Source organism: Nitratireductor pacificus pht-3B (genome assembly GCF_000300335.1).
Lineage (GTDB): Bacteria > Pseudomonadota > Alphaproteobacteria > Rhizobiales > Rhizobiaceae > Nitratireductor > Nitratireductor pacificus.
Window position 1 is genome coordinate 21366 of the sequence record NZ_AMRM01000014.1, and the last position, 23049, is coordinate 44414.

Here is a 23049-nt window from a genome sequence, read left to right on the forward strand (position 1 = left end):
AAATCAATCATTAAACATGATAATTTCGCACAAGATTTACCTCGCCGATTACAATCGCTCTAAATCATTGTGGTTGCGGGGATTTTTCTCATCCTCTAGGCACTCCCCATCAAGCCTTCGCGCAGCGGAGGCGCGTTGTAATCCCTGACTGTAGTGGTTGGCGTGGACAGGCTGAAACTCAAGAAACTGATCGGGACCTTCGTGAAGTCCCGGCCGCGTCTCGAAGCGATGGCGCATATGCGCACCGGTTGCGGTATGACCGCCGAGGACCTGGTCCAAGACGTCTGGCTCAAGCTGGAGAACACCAGCATGGACGGCCAGATCGAGAATCCGGGCGGCTTCATCACCCAGGTCGCCAAGACGACGGTTTCGGGACATCTGCGCAAGGAACGCCGCCGCGCGGAGATCGACGCGGAAGTCTGCGGGCTTCTTTGGGACGGCGTGGACGAGACGACACCCGAACGGACCCTGATCGGCCGAGAGAAGCTGTGCCAGGTGTGCGGTGTCCTCGACGAATTGCCGCCGAAGACCCGGCGCATCTTCCTGATGAACCGGATCGAGCATATTCCGCACCGTCGGATCGCCGAGATGCTGGGCATCACTGACGAAGCCGTCTACTACCACGTTCGCCGGGCACTGGAGCGGCTTGCCAGCCTTCGCGACGAACTCTCCGACTAATTTCTGTCGTCTCTTTAGGCAAAGGACTTCCTCGCGCGTCTATATGGTAGAAACATTCGATTCTGAACGCTTCTGCCCCTTGGAACCTTCTTCCGACGAGTGAATGGCCGAGCCTGACAAACGCCCTGAAATCGACCGCCGGATCGCGCTGGATGCGCGTGACTGGATCGTTCGGCTCGCTTCCGGCAACATCAGCGACGCCGAGCTCCAGCGTTTCAGGGCCTGGCGGGATCTCTCGCCCGAGCACGGCCGCGCCTTCGAGCGCGAGCGGGTCTTCTGGCAGCAGTTGCAGATCCTCGATGGCAGATCGGACGGCACGCCACCTTTCCGCGCGCCGAGGTCACCTCGGCTCAGCCGTCGCGGGTTCGTCATCGGTGGGGGCATGGCGGCCGCCGCCGGGATCGCGGCGACGGTGGCGTTGCCGCGCCTGAACGTGATGTCGGGCGCGGACCACCTGACGGCCGTGGGCGAGCAGAGGGAGATCCCGCTGCCGGACGGCTCGGTCGTGACGCTCAACACCGACAGCGCGATCGCGGTGGACTTCACTCCCGGGCTGCGCCTCGTGAAGATGCTGAGGGGGGAGGCGGAATTTCAGGTCCGCCCGGATGTCTCTTCCCTGTTCCGGGTCGCGGCGCTCGGCGGCAACAGCGATGCCCTGGGCACGATTTTTTCCGTGAAGGCGGTCGACAACATGGCGACGATCACGGTGCGCGAAGGCCGTGTGCGCGTCGCGGGCGCCGTCACGCCGACGGGGTCCGGCGAAGGCGGGGAGGGCAATGTCGAACTCGCTGCCAGTGAACAGACCAGATATGCCGCCGGGACGCGGCCGTCACCGGCGTCGGCAGTGGATGCGGAGATCATTTTCGCTTGGCGCAGCGGGCGGGTGATCTTCGAGGGGCTTGCGTTCTCGGCAGCCGTCGCCGAGCTCGGGCGCTACGTGCCGGAACGCGTCGTGCTCGGACCGGGCGCGAACCGTGACGTGCCGATCAGCGCGATGTTCTCCACCAGCGACGCGCTTGCCGCCTTAGAGGCCCTGGCGAAGACGCAGGGGCTTGCGGCGCGCCGGATTCCGGGCCTGATCATCCTCATCGCCTGACCGCCGCAAACTTTTCGAGGAAAATGCGAATCCGTCTTTAGGCAGACTGCCTCTTCGCGCGTCAATGTAACGAAGGGATCAGGCAAAGCACTACCCAACCCTTCTATCGGGGGCCCTCGCGGGCCGCGTCTCAGAGAGAGGATTGGGGTTCGATGGACAACAATGGTGCAGGACAGGATGTCTCCCGGCGGGCGCGTCGCCGGCTGCTCACGACGCTTACGATGAGCACGGCGCTGTGCCTCGGTGCCGTTCCGGTTGTTCTGTCCGTCACCCATGCGGCAGCTCAGGCCGATGGCCGGCACAGTTTCAACATCCCAAGTCAGCCCCTGAATGCGGCGCTTCGCTCGTTCGCCAACCGGACGGGTGTGCAGATCGCCTACCAGACCTCGGTCGCCGCAGGTGCGGTCGCGCCGGCCGTGTCAGGCACGATGTCGGCCGAGGACGGCCTCGCGCGCTTGCTGTCGGGATCGGGCCTCCACTACAGCTTCACCGGTGCAAACACCGTGACCATCCTCGATCCGGCCTCGACGGCTGGCGCCGACGGTCCGATCACCGACGGCTCGACGGTCCTCGAAGCCATCACCGTCACCGCCGCCGGCTCCGCGCAGACCGTCGCCGGCGCGCCCGCAACCGTGACGCTGATCGACGGCGAAACGATCAATTCCCGTTCCTATTCGAGCGTCAACGACGTCCTGCGCGATGTCCCCGGCATCGTGCTCAGCGCCCCTTCCACCAAGACGGGCGACGCGGGGATATCGATGCGCGGACTGGGACAGGCCTACGTCCTGATGATGGTCGACGGCAGACCTCTCGGCAATTCGAGCGAAGCCACCTACAATGGCTGGGGGTCGGGCCTCGACGGTGGCTATCTTCCGCCTCCCGCCGCGATAGAGCGGATCGAGGTCGTTCGCGGCCCCATGTCCTCCCTCTATGGCACGGCCGCCCTGGGCGGCGTGATAAACGTCATCACCAAGCCCGTCGCCGATGCGTGGACGGGTTCCGTCACCGGCGGCATGACGATCTACGACGACAAGAGGTTCGGCAAATCCTACGAGGGGCGCTTCCATGTCAGCGGACCGATCATCGCCGACGTTGTCGGGCTCTCGCTGTACGGCTCGATTCACGAACGGCTCGACCACATCCTCGTGGACGGCAACCTGAACTCGATCGGCCGCGACAGCCTCGGCGGGCGGCTGACCTGGAACGTCAACGACAGCAACAGGCTGGCGCTGGAGATCGCCAGGAACGCGACGGATATCGAGACGGTCGGCCCGGGCCGCAATGCGGGGGATGTCCTCGCAAGGCGCATGAACTACAGCCTGACGCACAATCTCGACTGGGGCAATGACTACGAAACCGTATCGTATCTCAACTATGAGGATCTCGATTTCAACAACGGGGACTATGGCTCCGGTTACACCCAATTGAACCTGAACTCGAAGACGTCCCTGAGCCTGGGGTCGCATGACATCACGGCGGGCCTCGACTATCGCAGCGAAGAGACGCAGCACGAACCGGATCGTTTCCCCGGATCCGACCCGGTCATGACCCGCTGGAACTTTGCCGTGTTCGGCGAGGACAACTGGCGCGTCTTCGACAGTTTCACCGCGACGCTGGGCGCACGCTACGACTACAACGAACGCTACGGGTCGCATTTCACGCCGCGTCTCTATGGTGTGTGGGAGGTCTCTCCCGACCTGACCCTGAAGGGCGGGGTGAGCGGAGGCTATAAGGTTCCGCAGCTGAAGCAGGCCGACGGCGGCATCTTCGAGCCGGCCGCCCGCGGCGCGGCCTGGGACCAGGGCAACACGAACCTCAAGCCGGAGGAGAGTACCAATTTCGAAGTCGGCGCAGTCTGGGCAAGCCCGCTCGGCTTCCAGCTCGGCCTGACCGCCTACCACACCCGGTTCAGCAACAAGATCGACCGGCAGGAGATCTGCTTCGACCCGGTCGGCCTGACCTGCCGGGGCCGCTCGTCCATACGTCAATATGTGAACCGCGACGCAGCGGAGCTGAACGGCGTCGAGGTGACGCTCGATTTCCCGGTCGGCGATGTGGACGTGTCGCTCAACTACACCTATGCCGACAGCGAGATCACCAAGGGCGCCGGCGCAGGCGAGCGCTTCAACGACCTGCCCGAGCATGTCGCCAATCTGGGCCTCAACTGGCGCGCGACGGATGCGCTCAACGTCTGGGGACGCGCCCAGTACCGCAGTGCGACGCACGATGCCGGCACGGGGCACATTCCCGAGCATGTCTTGTTCGACCTCGGCGGCCAGTACGACTTCAACGAGCATCTCCAGGCGAACTTCGCCGTCTACAATGTCGCGGATAAGACTTTCGACAACGACTACCTGGACGGCCGCCGCTTCTATCTCGGCATGACCAGCCGGTTCTGATCCCGGCGGCACCCTTTACCGGGCCGCGGGAGATCCCTCACGTGGCCCGGTTCAGCGAACCCAACCCAACAGGTAACCGGTAGAGATCATCAGAAATGCGCATCCTGTCCCTTGCCCTTCTGCTTTGCGCGGCGTTCGCCGGACCCGCCTCGGCGGATCTCCTCGACATTTCAGGCTCCGAGCCGTATCCGCCCCTCTACCGGCCGGACGACGCCGGCACGCCGGCGGAAGGCCCGGGCGTCGTTCTTCTCGGCGCCGATCTCGTCGAGATCGCGGTGGCGCTGGGCGCGGCCGAGCACATTCTCGCACGGCCCGCCGACATCGAGCTTCCTGGAATTGAAAAAACCCCGCACAAGGTGCGCGAATGGGCCGGTGTCGAGGGCATTCTGTCGCTGAGGCCGAAGCTGGTCATCGGCTCCAGCGTGATCACCCAGCGGCTGCTCGACGGTCTCAAGACCGTCGGCATTCAAACCGACCTGATCGACCGCACCCTGCCGGCGACCGAGAAGGTCAGCCGGCTTGCGGCGCTGCTCGGACTGGAGGATCGCGGCGCCGCGCTGATCGCGGCCATCGAGGCCGACTACGAGGCGGTTCGCCCGGTGACCGTGGAAGGGCGGCCGCTGCGCATCGTGCACGCCTCGAAACAGGGAGCCGGGACCAGTTTCACGGCCGGCGGAGCCGAGACGGCGGTGCACAATCTCATCCTGCGCGTCGGCGCCCTGAACGCCACCGCCGAGATCGGCAGGGACCGCTACCGGCCCGTAACGCCGGAAGGGATGATCCTGATGGCGCCGGACGTGGTCCTGATCGCCGAAAGCGAGCTTCCTTCCTTCGGCGACATCGACGGGTTCTGGGAAAACTATCCCGGCATCGGCCTCACCCCGGCCGGCCGCGCCGGCAACATCATCGTCATGCGCGATCTGCACGTGCGTGCCGACGCGGCGTCGAGCGGCATCGCCGCAAAGGCGCTGTCGGGAGCGCTGCACGAGATGTTCGAATGACCGTCGCGAGCCTGCGCCGCCTCGAAAGGCCAGTGGACCGCACGTCCTGGGTCGCCATGGGGCTCGCGGCCTGCTTCCTTGCCGCGTTCTTCGCCTCGGTGGCGATCGGCGCGGTTTCCCTTTCGCTCGGCGACGTGATGAACGCGCTTGCCGCGCGGTTCTCGTCGGCCCCGCAGGCGCCGGCCGAGGCGCTCAACGAGGCGGTGGTCTGGGACCTGCGCCTCGCGCGCGTGCTGACCGCGGTCATCGTCGGCGCGAGCCTCGCCACCTGCGGCGCGGCCATGCAGGGCCTGTTCGGCAATCCCCTCGCGGATCCCGGCATCGTGGGCGTGTCGAGCGGCGCATCGCTCGGCGCGATCATGGTGGTGGTGCTCCAGATATCGACTTTCGGCATGTGGACGCTGCCGGTCGGCGCGTTCCTGGCCGGCACGGGGACGACCTTCATCATCTATGCGCTGGCGCGGCCGGGACAGGAGGGCAGCGACAATTCCAGGCTGCTCCTCGTCGGCATCGCGGTCAACGCCATAGGCGGGGCGTTCGCCGGCTTCCTGACATACCTGGCGACCGCCGAGCAGTTGCAGAGCCTCACATTCTGGTCGATGGGGTCGCTGGCGAGCGCCAAATGGATCACCGTCGGGATCTCCGCCCCGCTGACCATCGTCGGCATCGGCCTCCTCTATCACTGGGCCAGGCCGCTCGACCTGCTGGCGCTCGGCGAGCGACAGGCCCGGCATCTCGGCGTCGATGTCAAGATCCTGCGGCGCAAGCTCATTCTGGTCACCGCCCTTCTGGTCGCCGCCGCCGTGTCCTTCAACGGGACGATCGGCTTCGTCGGGCTGGTGGTGCCGCATCTTTTCCGCCTGATGATCGGGCCGGCACACCGGCTTCTGATTCCCTTCTCGGCGGCGGGCGGGGCGCTGCTGGTCATGCTGGCGGATCTTGCGGCGCGGACGCTCGACCCGCCGTCGGAGATCCCCATCGGCGTCATCATGGGCTCGCTCGGCGGTCCTTTCTTCCTCTGGATGATCTACCGCAGCCGCAGGTTCGGGATCACACCGACATGATCGAGATCCGCAATGTGACGGTGACCGTGGGCGAGCGGAACCTGCTCCACGACGTCTCGACCACCTGCGAACAGGGATCGCTGACGGCGCTGGTCGGACCGAACGGTGCGGGCAAGTCGACGCTGCTCGCCGTCGTCGCCGGCGACCGGCAGTGCGACCGCGGCACAGTGCGGCTTCTCGACAAGGAGGTGTCGCGGTACTCGGTGCGTGAACTCGCACAGATACGCTCGGTGTTTCCGCAAGGGTCGATGATCCGCTTCGGATACACGGTGGAGGAGGTGGTCACGATGGGACGCGCCTTCCGCGACCTGCCGCCCGACGGCGACGGCGACGCGGTGCTCGATGCGATGATCTCCACCGAGGTCGAGCACATGGCCTTCCGCAATGCCCAGACGCTTTCGGGCGGGGAGCAGGCCCGCACCACCTTCGCCCGCGTGGTCGTCCAGGCGACGCCGGTCGTGCTGCTCGACGAGCCGACCGCCGCGCTCGACCTGCGCCATCAGGAGCGCGTTCTCACCCGGGCGCGGGCGCTTGCGCGGGCGGGCGCGACCGTCGTGGCGGTGCTCCACGACCTCAACCTCGCGGCGGCCTATGCCGACAAGGTGGTGCTGCTCGACGACGGCAGGGTTGCGGCCGATGGCGAGCCGTGGGAGGTGCTGACGCAGGAACTGATCGAGCGCGTCTACCGGCAGGAGGTCCGCGTCCTGGAGCATCCCGTGCGTGGTTGCCCCGTTATTCTAACAACCTAGTCACAAGGATGAAGCCGTGAAGAGCACGCTATCTCGCCAGGATGTCGCCGAAACCCTGAAGCGCGAGCATGCCGCCGCGCGCGCCATGCGCGAGGCCCGTATGCAGCAGCCCCGCGACGAGAACGCACCGCCTCCCCAGACACTGGATTTCCGCACCTCGGAACTGCACCGCACGCAATATCTGTCGATCGGACCGCGCATGGGCCGGTTCCTCTACAACAGCGCCCGCGCCATCGGCGCACGCACCATCGTGGAGTTCGGAACATCCTTCGGCATATCCACCCTGTATCTGGCAGCGGCGGCCGCGGATACCGGCGGCAGGGTGAGCGGGTCCGAGTTCCACCCGAGCAAGGCCGAGAAAGCGCGCGCCAACCTGGCCGATGCCGGACTGTCCGCGCAGGCGGACATCCGCATCGGCGATGCGATGGAAACGCTGAGCACCGTCGAAGGGCCGATCGATCTTCTGTTCCTCGACGGCGCGAAAGACCTCTATCTGGAGGTCCTGAAGATGCTCGAGGACAGGCTACGGCCGGGCGCGCTGGTCATCGCGGACAATGCCGACCATCTGCCGGAGAACGAGGGCTTCCTGCACCATGTCGGGGATGACAGCGATCGCTACGTGACCACGCTGATCGGTTTCCACAAGGGCCTGGTGAGCCAGAGCCTCGTGCTTTCATGAACCGCGACAAGGAGTGATGCGATGAGCGAAGCCGCCAGGACGATGGGCAGCAAACGACCGGACATGCCGGTCTGGGAACTCTCCGTGGTCGAGGCGTTCGACGTTACGCCGCGCATGCGCAGGGTGGTGTTCGAGGGCGAGCTGGGCGCCATGGCCTACAGGCCCGGCCAGGCCCTGGTGCTGGCCATGCCACTGCCCGAAGGCGGAACGGGGCGGCGTGACTACACGATCCGCGAACTGGACAGGTCCTTGGGACGTCTTTCCATCGACTTCGTGCTGCACGGGGAAACGCCGGCGCCAAGCTGGGCCCGGCGCGCGAAAGCGGGAGACACGCTCCTGGCGCGGGGGCCGCGCGGCCGCACCGTCTTCAACCCGGAAGCGGACTGGCACCTCTTCTGCGGCGACGAGACCTGCCTTCCGGCCATCCTCCACATCCTGGAGACCGTCGACTCCGGAACGAAGATCCATGCCTTCATCGAGGTCGAGGGGCCTGAAGACCATCAGCCGGTTCCGCCCGCCTTTGCATCCTCCGTCACATGGGTCCACAGGGACGGACAGCAGTCCGGGCCGAGCAGCCTGCTTCTCGAGAGGTTGACGGCCTTCACCTTGCCGGAAGGACGCGGCCACGCCTATCTGATCGGCGAAACGGGCAATGTGCGGGCGCAGCGCCATCACCTGGTGGCACGCGGTCTTTCGAAGGAACAGATCTCATCGGAGGGTTACTGGCGCCCGGGGCGTATCGGAGGACACGACCACGTCGATGACTGAGCACACTGCCTGCGTGGCATTCGTTCGGCCGGGGCCGGCGGCGGCAGGATCGTTCAGCCCTCCGTCCATGTGAAGTTGCCGCGACAAGCCTGGGAACATAGTATCAAGCGGCAGGTGGGACTTCCACGCACTCCTGGAGCGTGCGAATAAGTACAATCTCGGGATCCAATCTACCCGCCGTCACGACACGTTTGCGTCTTTGAGAGTTCAATGCCGGTCAATCTGGAAAACGATCTGTTGCGAACCTTTGTCGCGATCGCGGAGGAGGGGGGGTTTTCGGCCGCTGCCCGCCGGGTCTTTCGTACCCAGTCCGCCGTCAGCCAGCAGATGAAGCGTTTGGAGGAAGCACTCGGCCAGCAACTCTTCGAGAAGGTTGGCCGTCAGCGCAGGCTCAACGAGGCAGGACAGAACCTGCTCACCTACGCGCGCCAGATTGTTGCACTGAACGATCAGGCGGTGATGACCGTCAATTCCTCCCAGCAGAGCGGCGAGGTACGCATCGGCGCTCCGCATGATATCGCCGATTCCATCCTCCCGCGTTTTCTCTCCACCTTCGCCCGCTCCAATCCGCGCGTTCACGTGATGCTGACGGTCGATCGCAGCCCGAACCTGATGCCGCTGCTGGAAGATGGCCGGCTCGACATGACGTTGACGACCCGCCATTCCGAACGTTTTCAGGGCCGCCTCCTGCGTACTTCGCCCACTGTCTGGATCGCCGCGGCGTCCTTCGAGCTCGACCGGCGGCAGCCCGTGCCTCTCGTCCTGGCGGACGAGCCGTCGATCTTTCGCCGCATGGCGCTGAACGCGCTCGACCAGCGGGGCGTACCATATATCGAGCGCTATACCTGCCCCAGTCTTTCGGGCATCCACGTGGCCCTCAACGCCGGGCTCGGCGTAACGGCGCGCACGCCGGAGATGCTGAAGCCCGATCTCAAAGTGCTCGGTGAAAGGGATGGGCTTCCGCCGCTGCCGGACGTCAATTTCTACATCTACCGCAGCAATGTGACGCCTTCACAGGCGGCGAATGCGCTTTTCGAGCAGATTTGCGCCGGCTGATAGATAAGTATTTTATCCGTTTTAGATTGCATTTTGCTCGCAAACATTAGGATCACTAATGATTTTCGCGAGAGTTTGAATTGGTGCTGCCTTCAAACACGCTGCTAGCCTGCTTCGTAAGCCCTGAGGGAGGGCAGTGATGAACGACGAGGCTGGAAGACGATGACCCGCGAAGAAGAAGTGGAAGCTGTTCTGGCAAAGGTGCGCGTGGCCATGACCGGCGGGCCGAACCGTGCAGCGCTGGAGGACGCCAAGAACGCATTGATCGGGCTGGCCGCCAAGCGCGATCTGTGGAGCGAGGCCGAATACCCGCGCCCGGACGAGGGCGAACGCCAGGCCCGCTATCTTATCGCGCAGGACGATCCCCAGGGACTGACCCTCTATCTCAATGTCATGTTGCCGGGAAAGAAGATCCCGCCGCACAATCACACTACATGGGCCTGCATCGCGGCGGTGGAAGGTGTGGAACACAACACGCTGTACGAGCGGCTCGACAACGGCAGCGTTCCGGGCCGCGCCGAAATCCGCGTCGACCGTGTCGTGTCCGTTGAGCCGGGCGCGGGGGTCGCGATGATGCCGGACGACGTGCATCACGTGGAGATTCAGGGCGAACAGCCCATTCGCCACCTTCATATGTACGGACGCCCCCTCGAAACCCTGACCGAACGCCTTGTTTTCGACCCGGAAGCCGGCACGACCAAGATCATGTCCGTCGGCGTGAAGACGCGGCGCTGAAGCAGAGGCAGTCCAGAAGCAATGACGTCAGCAATGTCGCCTCAAGAGGTGAAGGCCGCCCTTTCGGACGCAGCCGAGATCGCCTTCCTCGACGTGCGCGAGCACGGCCAATATGGCGAAGGGCATCCCCTTTTCGTGGTCAACTGCCCTTTCAGCATTCTGGAGGCCGAGGCACCCCGTCTCGTTCCCAACCGGCACGTGCGCACGGTTCTGCTGGACGATGGCGACGGGGTTGCCGAGCGCGCGGCGCATGAACTCGAAGCCCTTGGTTATACGTCTGTCTTTGTCCTTCAGGGCGGCGCTCCCGCATGGGAAGCCGCCGGCTTTGGCGTATTCAAGGGTGTTAATGTCCCCTCGAAGGCTTATGGCGAGATGGTGGAGCACGATATGGGCACCCCCTCGCTCTCTGCCGAGGAGTTGAACGCCATGATCGGCGCGGGCGAGGACATGGTCATCCTCGACGGCCGCAGCCCGGCCGAATTCGCCAAGATGAACATTCCCACCGCACGCTCATGCCCGAATGCCGAACTGGGGCTGCGCATCGGCGAACTGGTGAAGAAGCCGCAGACGCGCATCGTCATCAACTGCGCCGGCCGCACGCGGTCCATCATCGGCGCCCAGACATTGCGGAACCTCGGCTTCACCAACCCGATCCATGCCTTGCGGAATGGCTCACAGGGCTGGCAGCTCGCTGGCCTGACCCTGCAATACGGTTCGCAGCCTTTGCCGCTTCCCGCGCCGGCGGACGAAACGCTCGCCGATGTCGCCGCCCGTCGCGCCGCATTCATCGATCTCAACGGCCTGCCGCTTCTGAGTCATAACACACTTCAGACCTGGCTTGCGGACGACACGCGCACCACATTTCTTCTCGACGTCCGCAGTGCGGAAGAGTTTGCGGACGGCACGATTGCCGGCGCCGCCCATGCGCCGGGCGGTCAGCTCGTCCAGGCGACCGATCAGTGGATCGGCGTGCGCGGCGCCCGGATCGTGCTGGCCGACAATCGCGACATTCGCGCGGCAACCACCGCTTTCTGGCTCCGCCGCATGGGACATGACGCCGTCATTCTCGATGTCGATACACGCGGGTACGCCGTGTCCGCTCCGGCCGAGCGCGACTGGATGGCGGGGCTTGCCACGATGTCTCCGCGCGAGGCCGCGACGGGGCTGTCGGAGGGAGCGCAATTGATCGACGTTTCTTCCGGCAAGGCCTACCGTGAAGGCCACATCAAGGGCGCCGTCTGGGCCATACGCCCACGGCTCGCCGCGCTCGCGCTCGATCCGGCCCGTCCGCTGATCGTTGCAGGCCAGGAACCGTCCACACTTCACCTTGCGGCCGGCGATCTGACCGACATGGGACATGCGGATCTGCACGTCCTTCCCGGCAACCCGGCGCAATGGCGCGACGCGGGGCTTGCCATCGAGGCGACGCCGGATGTGCCTTCCGATGCCGACATGATTGATTTCCTGTTTTTCGTTCATGACAGGCATGATGGAAGTCTGGAGGCTGCGCGCCGCTACCTCGCATGGGAAACGGGGCTGATAGACCAGATGGATGCGCAGGAAAAAGGCGTGTTCACGCGGGGTCCCGCGCCTGTGGTCGAACACGGCGCTGCAGCCATTGCGCCCGCAAGAACCTTGCAGAAGGTGAGGTAGCCCCATGAAGAAGGACACAAAGATCGCAAGGCTGGGACGGCCCCATGCAAAGGATCGACCGGTTGCCGTGAACCCGGAGATCGTTCGCGCATCGACCATCCTGTTCCCTGACATGGACAGCTACGATGCGGCGGGCAAGGAGAAATACACAACGCTGCGCTATGGCCGTCATGGCACCCAGACGGCCTTCGCCCTCGCGGATGCGGTGGCTGAGCTGGAAGGCGGTTATCGCGCGATCGTCATGCCATCCGGGCTCGCCGCCGTTTCGGCCGCACTCCTCACCTATGCCCGGCCGGGCTCGCATCTTCTGATGACGGACAACGTCTACGGCCCGACCCGCAACCTGTGCGAATCCTATCTGCGCACCATGGGGGTCGACGTCGAGTATTTCGCGCCGCGCGTCGGTGCGGCAATTGCCGATCTGATCCGCCCTGAAACAGTGGCGATCTACTGCGAGAGCCCAGGCTCCGGAACGTTCGAGCTGCAGGATATCCCGGCCATCGCATCCGTGGCCGCACCGCGCGGCATTCCGGTCATGAACGACAACACCTGGGCCACGCCCTTGCTGTTCCCATCCTTCGAGAAGGGCGTTGATGTTTCCGTCCACGCGGCCACCAAATACATCGTCGGCCATTCCGATGCGATGCTTGGCCTGATCGTCTGCTCCGAGGCGACCTGGGGCCCGGTGCGCAACATGGTCGGCCTTCTCGGCTATTCGACCGCACCCGACGATTGCTATCTGGCCTTGCGCGGATTGCGCACCATGGGCCTGCGACTAGAGCGGCACCAGCAGAACGCGCTGAAGATCGCCCGATGGCTCGAGGGGCGTCCGGAAGTGGCTGCGGTTCATTATCCAGCACTGGAAAGCCATCCCGACAACGCGCTTTGGAAGCGCGACTTCACGGGCGCTTCGGGCCTCTTCGCCTTCAGGCTGAAGTCGAAGGATAACGAGGCCGCGCGCCGCTTTGCCGACGGGCTCGACTATTTCGGTATCGGGTCGAGCTGGGGAGGCTTCGAAAGCCTGATCACGATCCCGCATCCCACACGCAACCATGAAGTCTCCGCCGATGATGGAGTTCTGGTGCGCCTGCATGTGGGGCTCGAGGATCCCGATGACTTGATCGCGGATCTGGCGGCGGGCCTGACCGCCCAGTTCAGCTAGAAGGGGGGAGAGAACCATGAGCAAAGAGCGCATTTCGACCGAGGCAGGTTTTGCCGAAGCCTTTGCCACTGCGGCACCGGGAAGCCTGACCGAGGGGCGCATCCGTGTTGGAAGTTTCGCCTCCGGTGCCGAAATCGTCCTTCCTTTCCTCATCCTGAAAGGGGCGAAGCCCGGCCCCTGCCTGTGGATTTCCGGACAGGTTCACGGCAACGAGATCAACGGCATCTGGGCAGCGCTCGACTTCATGGAAGGTCTTGATCCAGCTGAACTTTCGGGCTCGGTGGTTCTCAGCTCGACGGCCAATCCGCTGGCCCTCGACGCCCGTCGCAAGACCGCGCCGCAGGATGAACAGGATCTCGACCAGACCTTTCCGGGCAATGCGAACGGGCTTGTCAGTGACCAGATGTCGGCGGCGCTTTTTGCGGCTGCAGCCGATTGCGCGGATGTGCTGATCTCGATGCATACCATGAACAACCTGTTCTATTCGGACCCCTATGCGGTCTACAAGCTGCATCCCGACAGCGGCATCGACGAAGCGAAACTGTTCTCGATGATCCGTCATTTTCACCCGGTAGTCGCTTGTCGCATGAATGTTGCGCCCGGCGCGGGCGAACTTCCCGGCAACATCCCCGGAGCGCTCGATTACCAGATGCTGGCCCGCGGCAAGCCGGCCTTCATGATCGAGCTGGGGTCCGGCAGCGAAACGGACGAAGGCTGCGTCGCGCTCGGCGTGGCGGGATTGCATGGCGTGGCTGCAGAAATGGGCATGATCGCCGCGCCGCAGCGCAAGCCTGCCGAAAAGCTCCGCCGGGTCGCCCGACGCACCCATGTGATGACGCGCGAGGGCGGCTTGTTCCGCACCGCCAATCGTCCAGCCATGAAGGTGGAGGCCAACAGGCCTCTCGGCACCATCTGCAGCATCACCGGACGTCCCATGGCCGAGCCGGCCATGGCCCAGGATGTGCTGATCATCGGCATTCGCAAGGATCCGGTGGTTCACACTGGGGACCGTATCGCCTTCGTGGCGCTTGAATGGACGGACGTGTCCGTCTGACCGCAATGCGGCAACCACAAGAACCGGAAAACGGCGACATGACAAATCGAACCTCAGGGGAAAAACGATGAGAAAGATCAAAGTCCTGACAGCCGCCTTTGGCGTGATTTCCATGGCCATGTTTGGCACGGCGGCCGAGGCCCAGAACTATCCGGATCGTCCGGTTACCATGATTGTGCCGTGGGCACCGGGGGGGGCCGCCGACATCATCGCGCGGCTCGTGGCAGAACCGATGGGCAAAGCGCTCGGTCAGCCTGTCGTCATCGAGAACCGGCCCGGGGCCGGCGGCACCGTGGGTTCCGCCGTGGTCGCCAAGGCCGATCCGGATGGCTACACCATCCTGATGGGCAATGTGGCCAGCGAAGCCATTGCGCCGGCCTTTTATGCAGACACCATTCCTTACAAGGTGCTTGAGGATTTCGCCCCGGTCACCCAGCTCATCCAGCAGCCGAGCGTTCTTCTGGTTTCCAAGGATTTCGAGTTCGACAACGTGAAGGACCTGATGGCTTTTGCCAAGGAAAACCCTGGTGAACTCTATGCGACGCCGGGCGTGGGCAACTCACCCTACCTCACTTTCGAGCTGATCAAGGACAATTACGACGTCGACATGGAGAACGTGCCCTATGACAGCGGCGCGGAAGTGAACAATGCCTTGAATGCGGGCGACGTCCAGATTGCCATCAACAACCTGCCGGAAGCCATCAAGGCGATTCAGGCCGGGATCGCCAAGCCGGTCGCGGTGACGGCTGCCGAGCGCAACCCGCTCCTGCCGGATGTGCCGACATTCGTCGAGTCGGGAGGCGACAAGATCGTTGCCATTTCCTGGCAGGGCATCTTTGCGCCTGCGGGCACGCCCGATGCCATCGTCCAGAAGCTCTACGAGGCGACCGCCGCAGCCCTGAAGGATGAGAACGTCGTTCAGCGCAACAAGGAGCTCGGCTCGGTGCCGGTCGGCTCGACGCCGGAGGAATTCAAGGCCTTCGTCGCTTCCGAGATCGAGAACTGGGCCTACATGGTCAAGCTTGCCGGCGCCAGCGCGCCCAAGTGATGTCTCGATGCTGTCGCGGAAGCCGGTCGCAGTCTGGCCGGCCTCCGCATGCCCCGCCCGCTGGAAGCGCGGCGGACGGTCCATCCCGGCGGGTTTGAAAGCACCCGACTGCGGCGGGACCGGAAAGGCTCCGGAATGCGCGGGATCTTCCGAAAAGGACAAAGCGACATGGAACCCTTCAAGCCACTGCCTGCAACGCCGGTTCGGCTAGGCTTCGTCATTCCCGAGAGGAACGTCGCCTGCGAGACCGAGTTCCCGCAGTTCCTGCCCGATGGCGTGACGGCCCATTTCTCGCGCCTTCCACGAGAAGGGGCAGCGCTCACGCAGGAATCGCTCATTCGCATGATGGACAGCGTCGAGCATCAGTCGCGCCTTCTGGGCGGCATCGACGCCCGCATCATCCTCTATGCGTGCACATCCGGGAGTTTCCTGGGCGCCGACGATGCTCTCGACACCATTGCGGACAGGATCGGCGCCGCTTCGGGCGTTCCCGCAGTCACAACCACACGGGCCGTGCTCGATGCGCTGGCGGCGCTTCAAGCCAGGACGGTGTTCCTGATCAGCCCGTATCCCGACGACATTCATGCCGCCGAGATCGCATTCCTTGAAAAGGCGGGGCATCCGGTGCCCGGCAACGCCACTTTCGGCTGCGCGAGCTCCGAGATGATCCGCGGTATCAATTCGCGTGACGTGGAAGCGCTTGCGCTCGGCCATCGTGCTGCGATCAGGGAATGTGACGCCGTTTTCCTGAGCTGCACGAACCTGCGTTCCATGGACCGCATCGCGGCGCTGGAGGCAGATCTTGCGCGGCCTGTCTTCTCGTCCAATTCGGCCTCGCTCTGGCGCGCCATGCGCGGGGCGGGCCTCACGCCGCGCGATATCGGCGCCGGCCGCCTGTTCCGCCTCGATCTGGCCGGTGTCGATCCCTCGGCCCGGGTTCGTGGTGCCTAGGGTGTTGCCGGCTAAACGGAAAGTCCGCATCAGAGGTCGGGCGATGGCCTAAGGTTTCGAAACAGCAAAATGCCCTGGAGTTCAATGGGGATAAAAATGAGAAATGGAAAGCAAATCAGGGGCGCGCAATACGCCGACATTGCAATCGCCCTCGTTCTTCTGGCGGTCGGTGTCGGCTTCACGATCGTCGCCTATGATCATGGCCTCGGCTCCGTGCGACGCATCGGCGCCGGCGCTATGCCGTTCCTGATCGGCTGCGCGCTTTGCCTTTGCAGCCTCATCTGTCTTGTCGGCGCGCTGCGAAACCGGATCGAGGTCGATGTCTCGCCGCCATTTCCGGTTGCCTTGGTGCTCATCGCCGTCGTGGCGTGGGCACTGCTGGTCGAACCGTTCGGGCTTGTCCCGGCCACCATTGTCCTGATGCTGATCGGGACATTCGCCTATGGACCGATACGCTGGATTTCAACGAGCATCGTGATTGCGGCCATGTGCGTGGGATGCGTGGCGCTCTTCATCTACGGCTTCCGCCTTCCTTTCACGATTTTCGGGGGCTGAGACCATGGACCTTTTCAACCAGATCCTCGGCGGTTTCGCCACGGCGACCACACCCCACAACATCCTGTTCTGCTTCATCGGCGTCACGATCGGCACATTCGTCGGCGTTCTGCCGGGTCTCGGGCCGCTGGCGGCAATCGCGCTGTGTTTGCCGATCACCTTCTACCTCGACCCCACGACCGCCATGATCATGCTGGCGGGCATCTTCTATGGCGCGCAATATGGCAGTTCCACCGCCTCGATCCTGCTCAACATACCAGGCACGGCCAGCGCTGCCGTCACCTGCCTCGACGGTTACCCGCTGACCCAGAAGGGGCAGGCAGGCGTGGCGCTGATGATCACCACGCTGACCTCCTTTGCCGGCGGCACCATGGCCATCGTGCTCGTCATGGGGCTTGCGCCGGTCATCTCCGCCTTCGCGATGAATTTCTCGTCGGCAGAATATTTCTCCGTCATGCTGCTCGGTCTCGTGGCGGCTTCCACCCTGTCTATCGGCTCGCCCATCAAGGGCATGACGATGGTGGTCGCGGGGCTTGCCCTCTCCATGATCGGCACGGACAAGTACACGGGCGAATTCCGCTTCACCGGCGGCATCCTCGATCTGGCGGAGGGCGTCAGTCTCGTGGCGCTTTCGATCGGCCTGTTCGGCGTCGCGGAAATCCTGTCGAGTTTCGCGGGCAAAGGCCCTGTGCTTCTCAACGCGAGTTCGGTGCGCCTGCGCGACATGCTGCCGACCAGGACGCAGCTCAAACAGGCGATCCTGCCCACATTTCGGGGCATGGGCATCGGTTCTGTCATCGGCGCGATGCCGGGCGCAGGGCCGGCCCTGGCTTCCTATCTTGCCTATGTGGCCGAGACGCAGGTTTCGAAGAATCCGGAAAAGTTCGGCAAGGGCGCCATCGAGGGCATTGCCGCACCGGAGGCCGCCAACAACGCCTCCGTGCAGACGGCCTTCATTCCCACGCTCACGCTCGGCGTGCCGGGCGACGTGGTCATGGCGGTCTTGATCGGTGCGCTGATGATCCACGGCATCACGCCGGGTCCGGATTTCATCAGCTCCCACGGCGACATCTTCTGGGGGCTGGCAGCCAGCTTCTGGATCGGCAACGTTCTGCTTCTCGTGCTCAACATTCCCCTGATCGGCATCTGGGTCCGCATGCTGGCCATTCCGCCACGCATCCTCTACCCGATCATGCTCGTTTTTGTCTGCATCGGCGTCTACAGCATCCGCAACAGCATCTTCGATGTCTACATAATGCTCGTCTTCGGCGTCGTGGGTTATGTGCTGGCGCTGTTTCGGTATCCAGCGCCGCCCCTCCTGCTCGGCTTCGTGCTGGGACCGCTGATGGAGCAGCATCTGCGCCGCGCCTTGCTTCTGGGGAGAGGGGACCCGATGACGTTCCTCTATCATCCGATCAGCGCGATCTTTCTGGCGATCTGCCTGGTGCTTATTCTGCGTTCGCTGCCGCTGGGTCCCATCGTGCAGAAACTGCGCGCGCGCCAGACCCACCGGGTGGACATCGAGTAGAACGATGGATGACACCACCTACAAGCAGCACAGCAGTCATTGGGGCGCGTTCAGCGCGCGGATGAATGGCGGAAGGCTGGACATCCGCCCCTTCGAGGCCGATCCCGACCCGTCGCCTTTGCTTGCCAACATTCCGGCGTCGCTCGATCACCCCGCCCGCATCCGAAAGCCGCTGATCCGCCGCGGCTGGCTGGAAGATGGCCCGGGCCCGGACGGACGTCGCGGCTCCGATGCATTCGTCGAGGTCGAGTGGGAAGAAGCCCTGCAAAGGACGGCACAGGAGTTGCGACGCCTGGGTGCTTCGCCCTCCCTGTCGGACGACGGTCCCCTGCCTGGCGCGCGTGTGTTCGGGGGGTCCTACGGCTGGTCCTCGGCCGGCCGCTTCCATCATGCGCAAAGCCAGGTGCACCGCTTTCTGAACAGTGTTTTCGGCGGCTACGTTGCCTCCGTAGACACCTATTCGTCCGGTGCAGGCAGCGTGATCCTGTCGCTGGTTCTAGGCAATGCGATCAAGTTGAACCGCGATCATCCCTATCTGCGCGAGCTTGCACAGGATACGGAACTTCTGATCTGCTTCGGCGGTCTTCCGCTGCGCAATCTGGCGGTGAGCGCGGGCGGCAGTTCCAGGCACTTGGGCAAGAGTGTTCTGCACAAGGCCGCTGCTCGCGGCTGCAACTTCGTCTCGGTCAGCCCCATCGCCGACGATTTCAGCGATCTGCCGGGCCTCACGCGCATTGCTCCGCGCCCGGCCACCGACACCGCATTGATGCTTGGCATGGCCTACAGGCTGCATGAGACGGGCCTGGTCGATCGCGCCTATCTGGAGCGCTACACGACGGGTTATCCCGCGTTCGAGGCCTATCTGACGGGCAAATCGGATGGTGTCGCTAAAACGCCAGAATGGGCCGAGAGCATCTGCGGCGTCCCGTCCTCCGAGATCGCCGCTCTGGCCGAGCGGGCCGCGAAGAGCCGGACGCTGATCAACGTCACGTATTCGTTGCAGCGCGCGGAGAACGGCGAACAGCCCGTCTGGATGGCGCTGACGCTTGCCTGCATGCTGGGGCAGGGCGGTTTGCCCGGTGCGGGTTTCTGCTACGGACTGGGCTCCATTGGCAATATCGGCAAGGAAGCGCTGGCCGTGCCGTTGCCCACCATGCCACAGGGGCATAACCGGGTTGACGATTTCATTCCCGTGGCCGGCATCTCGGATCTTCTGTTGAAACCGGGCGAGCCCTACACCTACAAGGGCGAAGTGCGCCGCTATGCCAATATCCGGCTCGTCTACTGGGCGGGCGGCAATCCCTTTCATCACCACCAGGATCTCTCGCGTTTGAAGGAGGCATTCTCCCGGCCGGAGACGATCATCCTGCACGACAGCGTCTTTACCGCATCGGCGCGCCACGCCGACATTGTGTTTCCCGCAACCATCACGGCCGAACGGAGCGATATCGGCGCGGGCGGCAACGACCCGTATCTCTTTGCGATGCAGAGGTTTGCGGAACCTTTCGGCGAAGTGCGCGATGATTACTCAATCTTCGCGGATCTGGCCGGCAGGCTCGGGTGCAGCGAGATCTTCACAGAGGGTCGCGACACGGACGGCTGGTTGAAAGCCATGTATGAGCCGACGCGCGCAGCTCTCGAAAAGCTCGGACACGATGCCCCGTCCTTCGAGGACTTCATGCAAAACGGGCGGATTGAACTGCCTGTGCGCGACGCCCCCGGCACGATGGTGCGCTTTCATCGGGACCCGTCGGGTGCCCCGCTCGATACGCCAAGCGGCAAGATTGAGCTGTTTTCGGAAACCGTTGCGGGCGCTGGCCTGCCAGGGCATGCGGCATGGCTCGCACCGGCCGAATGGCTGGGTGCGCCGATGGCCGAACGCCATCCGTTTCAACTCGTCTCCAACCAGCCGGCCACCCGCCTCCACAGCCAGCTCGATTTCGGAAGCACCAGCATGGCTGCAAAGATGAAAGGACGCGAGGTTGCGAGGCTCAACGGGGACGATGCCGCGCGGCTCGGAATTTGTGAGGGAGATGTGATCCGGCTCCACAACGAACGCGGCTCGGTTCTGGCAGCGGCACGTCCCTCTGACGCGGTCTTGCCTGGCGTGGTGCAGCTCTCGACCGGTGCCTGGTATGCCCCGGAGGAACTGCCGGGAACAGGGCTCACCTGTGTCAACGGCAATCCCAACGCGGTGACGTCAGATGCCGGAGCCTCCGCCTTGAGCCAAGGTTGCGCAGGCCAATTGTGCCTCGTGTCGCTGGAGAAACTGCAGGGCGCAGCCCCGCAGGTCTGGCCACACTCCGCCCCATTTCACGAACGGTGAAATCTGCCCCCGACCGGTGCTGTCGGATTGTTCATTGGGGAAATGAACGTGCGGGCGCGAGAAGATCGCGCCTGGAGAAACGAGACAAGGACGATGGTTCGCATGACACATCAGGGCAAGATGCGCGTTATTGATGTTCCGGTACCGGGCGGACCGGAGGCACTTACCCTGGTCTCGAGACCGGTGCCTTCCGCTCAGCGCGGAGATGTCCTCATCAAGGTGGAGGCTGCCGGTGTCAATCGCGCCGATCTCAAGCAGCGGGCCGGCGACTATCCGATGCCATCGGACGCACCTACGGTGCCCGGTCTGGAAGTTGCCGGAACTGTTCTGGCGACAGGGGCGGAGGTTGATGAGTTCGATGTCGGTGACAGGGTCTGCGCGCTTCTCATAGGTGGCGGCTACGCCGAATATGTGGTCGCTCCTGCCGTGCAGTGCCTGCCCATCCCCGAAAGTCTGAGTTTCGTCGAAGCAGCCGGCTTGCCCGAGACAGTTTTTACCACATGGGCAGCCTTGTTCGAGCAGGCGGGACTTCAGCCTGGTGAGACCGTGTTGATCCACGGAGGTGCAAGCGGAATCGGGACGACGGCCATCCAGCTTGCGGCCGCGTTCGGAGCAAAACCCCTCGCCACCGCAGGAACGGCCGAGAAGGTGGCACTGTGCAAGGATATCGGTGCCGTTCTGGCGATCAACTATCGTCAGGACGATTTTGTGGAAAGGGTTCTGGAGTTTACAGCCGGACACGGCGTTGATGTGGTTCTCGACATGGTCGGTGGAAGCTATTCCCAGCGCAACCTCGAGAGCCTTGCCCTGCACGGGCGCATCTGCTTCATCGCCGGCGACGAAGCTCCGGAGGCTGTGTTCAACATCCGTCAGATTATGCTCAAGCGCGCGGTGATTACCGGCACAACACTCCGCCACCGCACACCGAAGGAAAAGGGACGACTGCGCAGCATCATCAAGGAGCGTGTTTGGCCGCTGATCTCCCAGGGGAGTTTCAAACCGGTGATTGGGGCAGAGTTTCCCATGGCTTCGGTCGCCGATGCCCATGCGGCCCTGGAGTCCGGTCGACACGCCGGCAAGATAGTGTTGCGTATCTGACCGCCGAAGCAAGACGGAGAGGCATCCGGAAACGACTGATCATCCCGACCGTCAAAGGGTGTGAGGGGAGATGATGTCTCGGCTACCTTTCCGAATGCTCTGCGCTGAAACCGGGCCCTGCAACGCCCGAGCACCCTGACAGCAACGGCAAGGCGTCCGGTCGCGGATCAGCTGACATCGCCAGCGTACAGCAGATCCTCAGGAACTCTCTTTCGCTGGAGGGGATCGTTGCTCAGGCGGGGTGAAAGCGATCCTCTTCATTCGTCTCATTGTCGTCGAACATTCGGTTCCCTGAGCGGCGACACGTCTCTCGCGCGGATCGCCCTTCCTGTCACGATAGCTATGTTCGGCGTGTCGGCGCCCCTGCTTCGGGTGGTGCGCAATGCCGTCGTTGATGTGACCGGCGCCCTCTATTTCATCTTTGCGAGAATACGGACGGACCCGCGACGCGCGTGGGGTTTCACCCCCGCTTCTGGACGTGAAAAACCGATTGATGCCAGGCTATCAGCGAGGCTGGCACCGAGATCAGCCCGTATTGCCATGATATGTCCGCCCAGCCGCTCTCGAAATCGAAGAGGAACATTTCCAGCCAGATCGCAACGCATTGCACGGCGACAAAGAAAAGAAACAGCGAGGGCAGGGGCTTCAGTTTCAACGCCCCGACAACCGCGAGCAGCACTGCCCCTCCCGCCAGAGCGACGACAATCGCCACCGCGAAAGTCAGGCTGGCGATCGCAACCAGTTCCAGCCCGATGGAGCGGGCGGCCACCGCCACCAGCGCCGCATGAGCGAACGCGGCAAAACCTGCCGTTATGATCGCTGCGGGGAAAAGGCGGCTGTAGTACGGTCTGATCATGTCCATGCGTTTCAGTGCTCCCGATGTTCGGAAGCTAGCGCCGCAACGGCGGTCGATCTACCCAGAATTTGCGGTGGCCCCCGGTCTGGCTGCTCTGATTGGCAGGATCGGAGGCTGCTTCTGGTGTGAATTCACAGGAACGCCGGACCGTATCGACTGGTGGCAAATGGCGTCGAGTTCGGGACGAAGTTCGAAGTATACGGCAAGAGCGCGACTGCGCGACTGACCGACAGGCGGCCCCGCGGAGGCGTTGAACGAAGTGAAACTGCCGTGAACTGACCAATGGCGGAGGGAGTGGGATTCGAACCCACGGTGGACTCGCGCCCACGCCGGTTTTCAAGACCGGTGCCTTAAACCGCTCGGCCATCCCTCCGGCTGACGGCTGTATGCTTCAAGCCCTGCGCCTTTTCAAGGCAAAACGCGGGGAAGGACGCGGGCTGGGGCGCGGGATCTTGCGCATTTTGTGGCGCGCCCGCCTACTTCCCGCCACAAATGATTTACACGGTAATAAGAGATTATGTACCAGTATGCGACCGGGATGCGGAGGGCGTCCCGTCGTATTTGCATCTGAAGACCGGGTTACCGGATATTTT

The 23049-nt window shown here is 63.7% G+C and carries 20 protein-coding genes and 1 tRNA gene; 19 read left to right on the top strand and 2 right to left on the bottom strand.

The genetic code is table 11. The features are described 5' to 3' along the window. Window positions 1-162: 162 nt before the first annotated feature. The 19 genes from NA2_RS13115 (at window position 163) to NA2_RS13205 (ending at window position 21600) form a co-directional block, all read left to right on the top strand. A complete protein-coding gene (locus tag NA2_RS13115) occupies window positions 163-678 on the top strand; it encodes an RNA polymerase sigma factor (RefSeq protein ID WP_008597450.1) in 516 nt (171 codons plus the stop codon). Between the two features lie 103 nt (window positions 679-781). Then, window positions 782-1774: a FecR family protein gene (locus tag NA2_RS13120; protein ID WP_008597451.1), complete on the top strand. Its 993-nt coding sequence runs from the start codon at window positions 782-784 to the stop codon at window positions 1772-1774. A 152-nt stretch (window positions 1775-1926) separates the two neighbouring features. Then, window positions 1927-4173 (top strand): TonB-dependent receptor, encoded by a 2247-nt coding sequence (locus NA2_RS13125; protein WP_008597452.1) that lies wholly within the window; start codon window positions 1927-1929, stop codon window positions 4171-4173. Between the two features lie 95 nt (window positions 4174-4268). Continuing rightward, a complete protein-coding gene (locus tag NA2_RS13130; RefSeq protein WP_008597453.1) occupies window positions 4269-5174 on the top strand; it encodes an ABC transporter substrate-binding protein in 906 nt (301 codons plus the stop codon). Beyond that, the gene (locus tag NA2_RS13135; protein ID WP_008597454.1) at window positions 5171-6238 is read left to right on the top strand and encodes a FecCD family ABC transporter permease; all 1068 of its coding nucleotides are present in this window, start codon (window positions 5171-5173) and stop codon (window positions 6236-6238) included. The genes NA2_RS13130 and NA2_RS13135 overlap by 4 nt, the downstream gene beginning before the upstream one ends. Next, window positions 6235-6987: a heme ABC transporter ATP-binding protein gene (locus NA2_RS13140; RefSeq protein WP_008597455.1), complete on the top strand. Its 753-nt coding sequence runs from the start codon at window positions 6235-6237 to the stop codon at window positions 6985-6987. The genes NA2_RS13135 and NA2_RS13140 overlap by 4 nt, the downstream gene beginning before the upstream one ends. Before the next feature lie 16 nt (window positions 6988-7003). Continuing rightward, window positions 7004-7666, top strand: coding sequence for an O-methyltransferase (locus NA2_RS13145; protein WP_008597456.1), 663 nt, complete (start codon window positions 7004-7006; stop codon window positions 7664-7666). 21 nt (window positions 7667-7687) lie between these two features. Then, a complete protein-coding gene (locus NA2_RS13150; protein ID WP_008597457.1) occupies window positions 7688-8434 on the top strand; it encodes a siderophore-interacting protein in 747 nt (248 codons plus the stop codon). Between the two features lie 237 nt (window positions 8435-8671). Beyond that, on the top strand, window positions 8672-9490 hold the full coding sequence (locus NA2_RS13155) for a LysR substrate-binding domain-containing protein (protein WP_244423646.1): 819 nt from the start codon (window positions 8672-8674) through the stop codon (window positions 9488-9490). A gap of 162 nt (window positions 9491-9652) precedes the next feature. Next, window positions 9653-10225, top strand: coding sequence for a cysteine dioxygenase family protein (locus NA2_RS13160; RefSeq protein WP_008597459.1), 573 nt, complete (start codon window positions 9653-9655; stop codon window positions 10223-10225). 21 nt (window positions 10226-10246) lie between these two features. Then, window positions 10247-11878, top strand: coding sequence for a rhodanese-like domain-containing protein (locus NA2_RS13165; RefSeq protein WP_051011643.1), 1632 nt, complete (start codon window positions 10247-10249; stop codon window positions 11876-11878). A 4-nt stretch (window positions 11879-11882) separates the two neighbouring features. Further along, window positions 11883-13040 (top strand): cystathionine beta-lyase, encoded by a 1158-nt coding sequence (gene metC / locus NA2_RS13170; RefSeq protein WP_008597461.1) that lies wholly within the window; start codon window positions 11883-11885, stop codon window positions 13038-13040. 16 nt (window positions 13041-13056) lie between these two features. After that, window positions 13057-14094 (top strand): M14 family metallopeptidase, encoded by a 1038-nt coding sequence (locus NA2_RS13175; RefSeq protein WP_008597462.1) that lies wholly within the window; start codon window positions 13057-13059, stop codon window positions 14092-14094. Window positions 14095-14206: 112 nt separating this feature from the next. Then, window positions 14207-15142 (top strand): Bug family tripartite tricarboxylate transporter substrate binding protein, encoded by a 936-nt coding sequence (locus NA2_RS13180; protein ID WP_244423648.1) that lies wholly within the window; start codon window positions 14207-14209, stop codon window positions 15140-15142. A gap of 168 nt (window positions 15143-15310) precedes the next feature. Next, window positions 15311-16093: a maleate cis-trans isomerase family protein gene (locus NA2_RS13185; protein WP_040677813.1), complete on the top strand. Its 783-nt coding sequence runs from the start codon at window positions 15311-15313 to the stop codon at window positions 16091-16093. A 96-nt stretch (window positions 16094-16189) separates the two neighbouring features. Then, a complete protein-coding gene (locus NA2_RS13190; protein WP_008597465.1) occupies window positions 16190-16648 on the top strand; it encodes a tripartite tricarboxylate transporter TctB family protein in 459 nt (152 codons plus the stop codon). 4 nt (window positions 16649-16652) lie between these two features. Further along, window positions 16653-18176, top strand: a complete 1524-nt coding sequence (locus NA2_RS13195; protein WP_008597466.1) for a tripartite tricarboxylate transporter permease — start codon at window positions 16653-16655, stop codon at window positions 18174-18176. 4 nt (window positions 18177-18180) lie between these two features. Beyond that, window positions 18181-20502 carry a molybdopterin-dependent oxidoreductase gene (locus NA2_RS13200; RefSeq protein ID WP_008597467.1) on the top strand — a complete coding sequence of 774 codons (2322 nt, stop codon included), beginning with the start codon at window positions 18181-18183 and terminating at the stop codon, window positions 20500-20502. 93 nt (window positions 20503-20595) lie between these two features. After that, window positions 20596-21600 (top strand): NAD(P)H-quinone oxidoreductase, encoded by a 1005-nt coding sequence (locus NA2_RS13205; protein WP_008597468.1) that lies wholly within the window; start codon window positions 20596-20598, stop codon window positions 21598-21600. A gap of 460 nt (window positions 21601-22060) precedes the next feature. Here the strand turns inward: NA2_RS13205 and NA2_RS13210 are convergent, their stop codons facing one another. Further along, window positions 22061-22462 carry a hypothetical protein gene (locus NA2_RS13210; protein ID WP_008597469.1) on the bottom strand — a complete coding sequence of 134 codons (402 nt, stop codon included), beginning with the start codon at window positions 22460-22462 and terminating at the stop codon, window positions 22061-22063. A 277-nt stretch (window positions 22463-22739) separates the two neighbouring features. Next, window positions 22740-22829, bottom strand: a tRNA-Ser gene (locus NA2_RS13215). Between the last annotated feature and the right edge of the window lie 220 nt (window positions 22830-23049).

Coding starts and splice junctions, on each gene's coding strand:
- NA2_RS13210 (WP_008597469.1), bottom strand. CDS start 22,462: ATGGACATGATCAGACCGTACTACAGCCGCCTTTTCCCCGCAGCGATC.
- NA2_RS13160 (WP_008597459.1), top strand. CDS start 9,653: ATGACCCGCGAAGAAGAAGTGGAAGCTGTTCTGGCAAAGGTGCGCGTG.
- NA2_RS13120 (WP_008597451.1), top strand. CDS start 782: ATGGCCGAGCCTGACAAACGCCCTGAAATCGACCGCCGGATCGCGCTG.
- NA2_RS13185 (WP_040677813.1), top strand. CDS start 15,311: ATGGAACCCTTCAAGCCACTGCCTGCAACGCCGGTTCGGCTAGGCTTC.
- NA2_RS13150 (WP_008597457.1), top strand. CDS start 7,688: ATGAGCGAAGCCGCCAGGACGATGGGCAGCAAACGACCGGACATGCCG.
- NA2_RS13180 (WP_244423648.1), top strand. CDS start 14,207: ATGGCCATGTTTGGCACGGCGGCCGAGGCCCAGAACTATCCGGATCGT.
- NA2_RS13200 (WP_008597467.1), top strand. CDS start 18,181: ATGGATGACACCACCTACAAGCAGCACAGCAGTCATTGGGGCGCGTTC.
- metC (WP_008597461.1), top strand. CDS start 11,883: ATGAAGAAGGACACAAAGATCGCAAGGCTGGGACGGCCCCATGCAAAG.
- NA2_RS13175 (WP_008597462.1), top strand. CDS start 13,057: ATGAGCAAAGAGCGCATTTCGACCGAGGCAGGTTTTGCCGAAGCCTTT.
- NA2_RS13190 (WP_008597465.1), top strand. CDS start 16,190: ATGAGAAATGGAAAGCAAATCAGGGGCGCGCAATACGCCGACATTGCA.
- NA2_RS13125 (WP_008597452.1), top strand. CDS start 1,927: ATGGACAACAATGGTGCAGGACAGGATGTCTCCCGGCGGGCGCGTCGC.
- NA2_RS13205 (WP_008597468.1), top strand. CDS start 20,596: ATGGTTCGCATGACACATCAGGGCAAGATGCGCGTTATTGATGTTCCG.
- NA2_RS13140 (WP_008597455.1), top strand. CDS start 6,235: ATGATCGAGATCCGCAATGTGACGGTGACCGTGGGCGAGCGGAACCTG.
- NA2_RS13165 (WP_051011643.1), top strand. CDS start 10,247: ATGACGTCAGCAATGTCGCCTCAAGAGGTGAAGGCCGCCCTTTCGGAC.
- NA2_RS13195 (WP_008597466.1), top strand. CDS start 16,653: ATGGACCTTTTCAACCAGATCCTCGGCGGTTTCGCCACGGCGACCACA.
- NA2_RS13130 (WP_008597453.1), top strand. CDS start 4,269: ATGCGCATCCTGTCCCTTGCCCTTCTGCTTTGCGCGGCGTTCGCCGGA.
- NA2_RS13135 (WP_008597454.1), top strand. CDS start 5,171: ATGACCGTCGCGAGCCTGCGCCGCCTCGAAAGGCCAGTGGACCGCACG.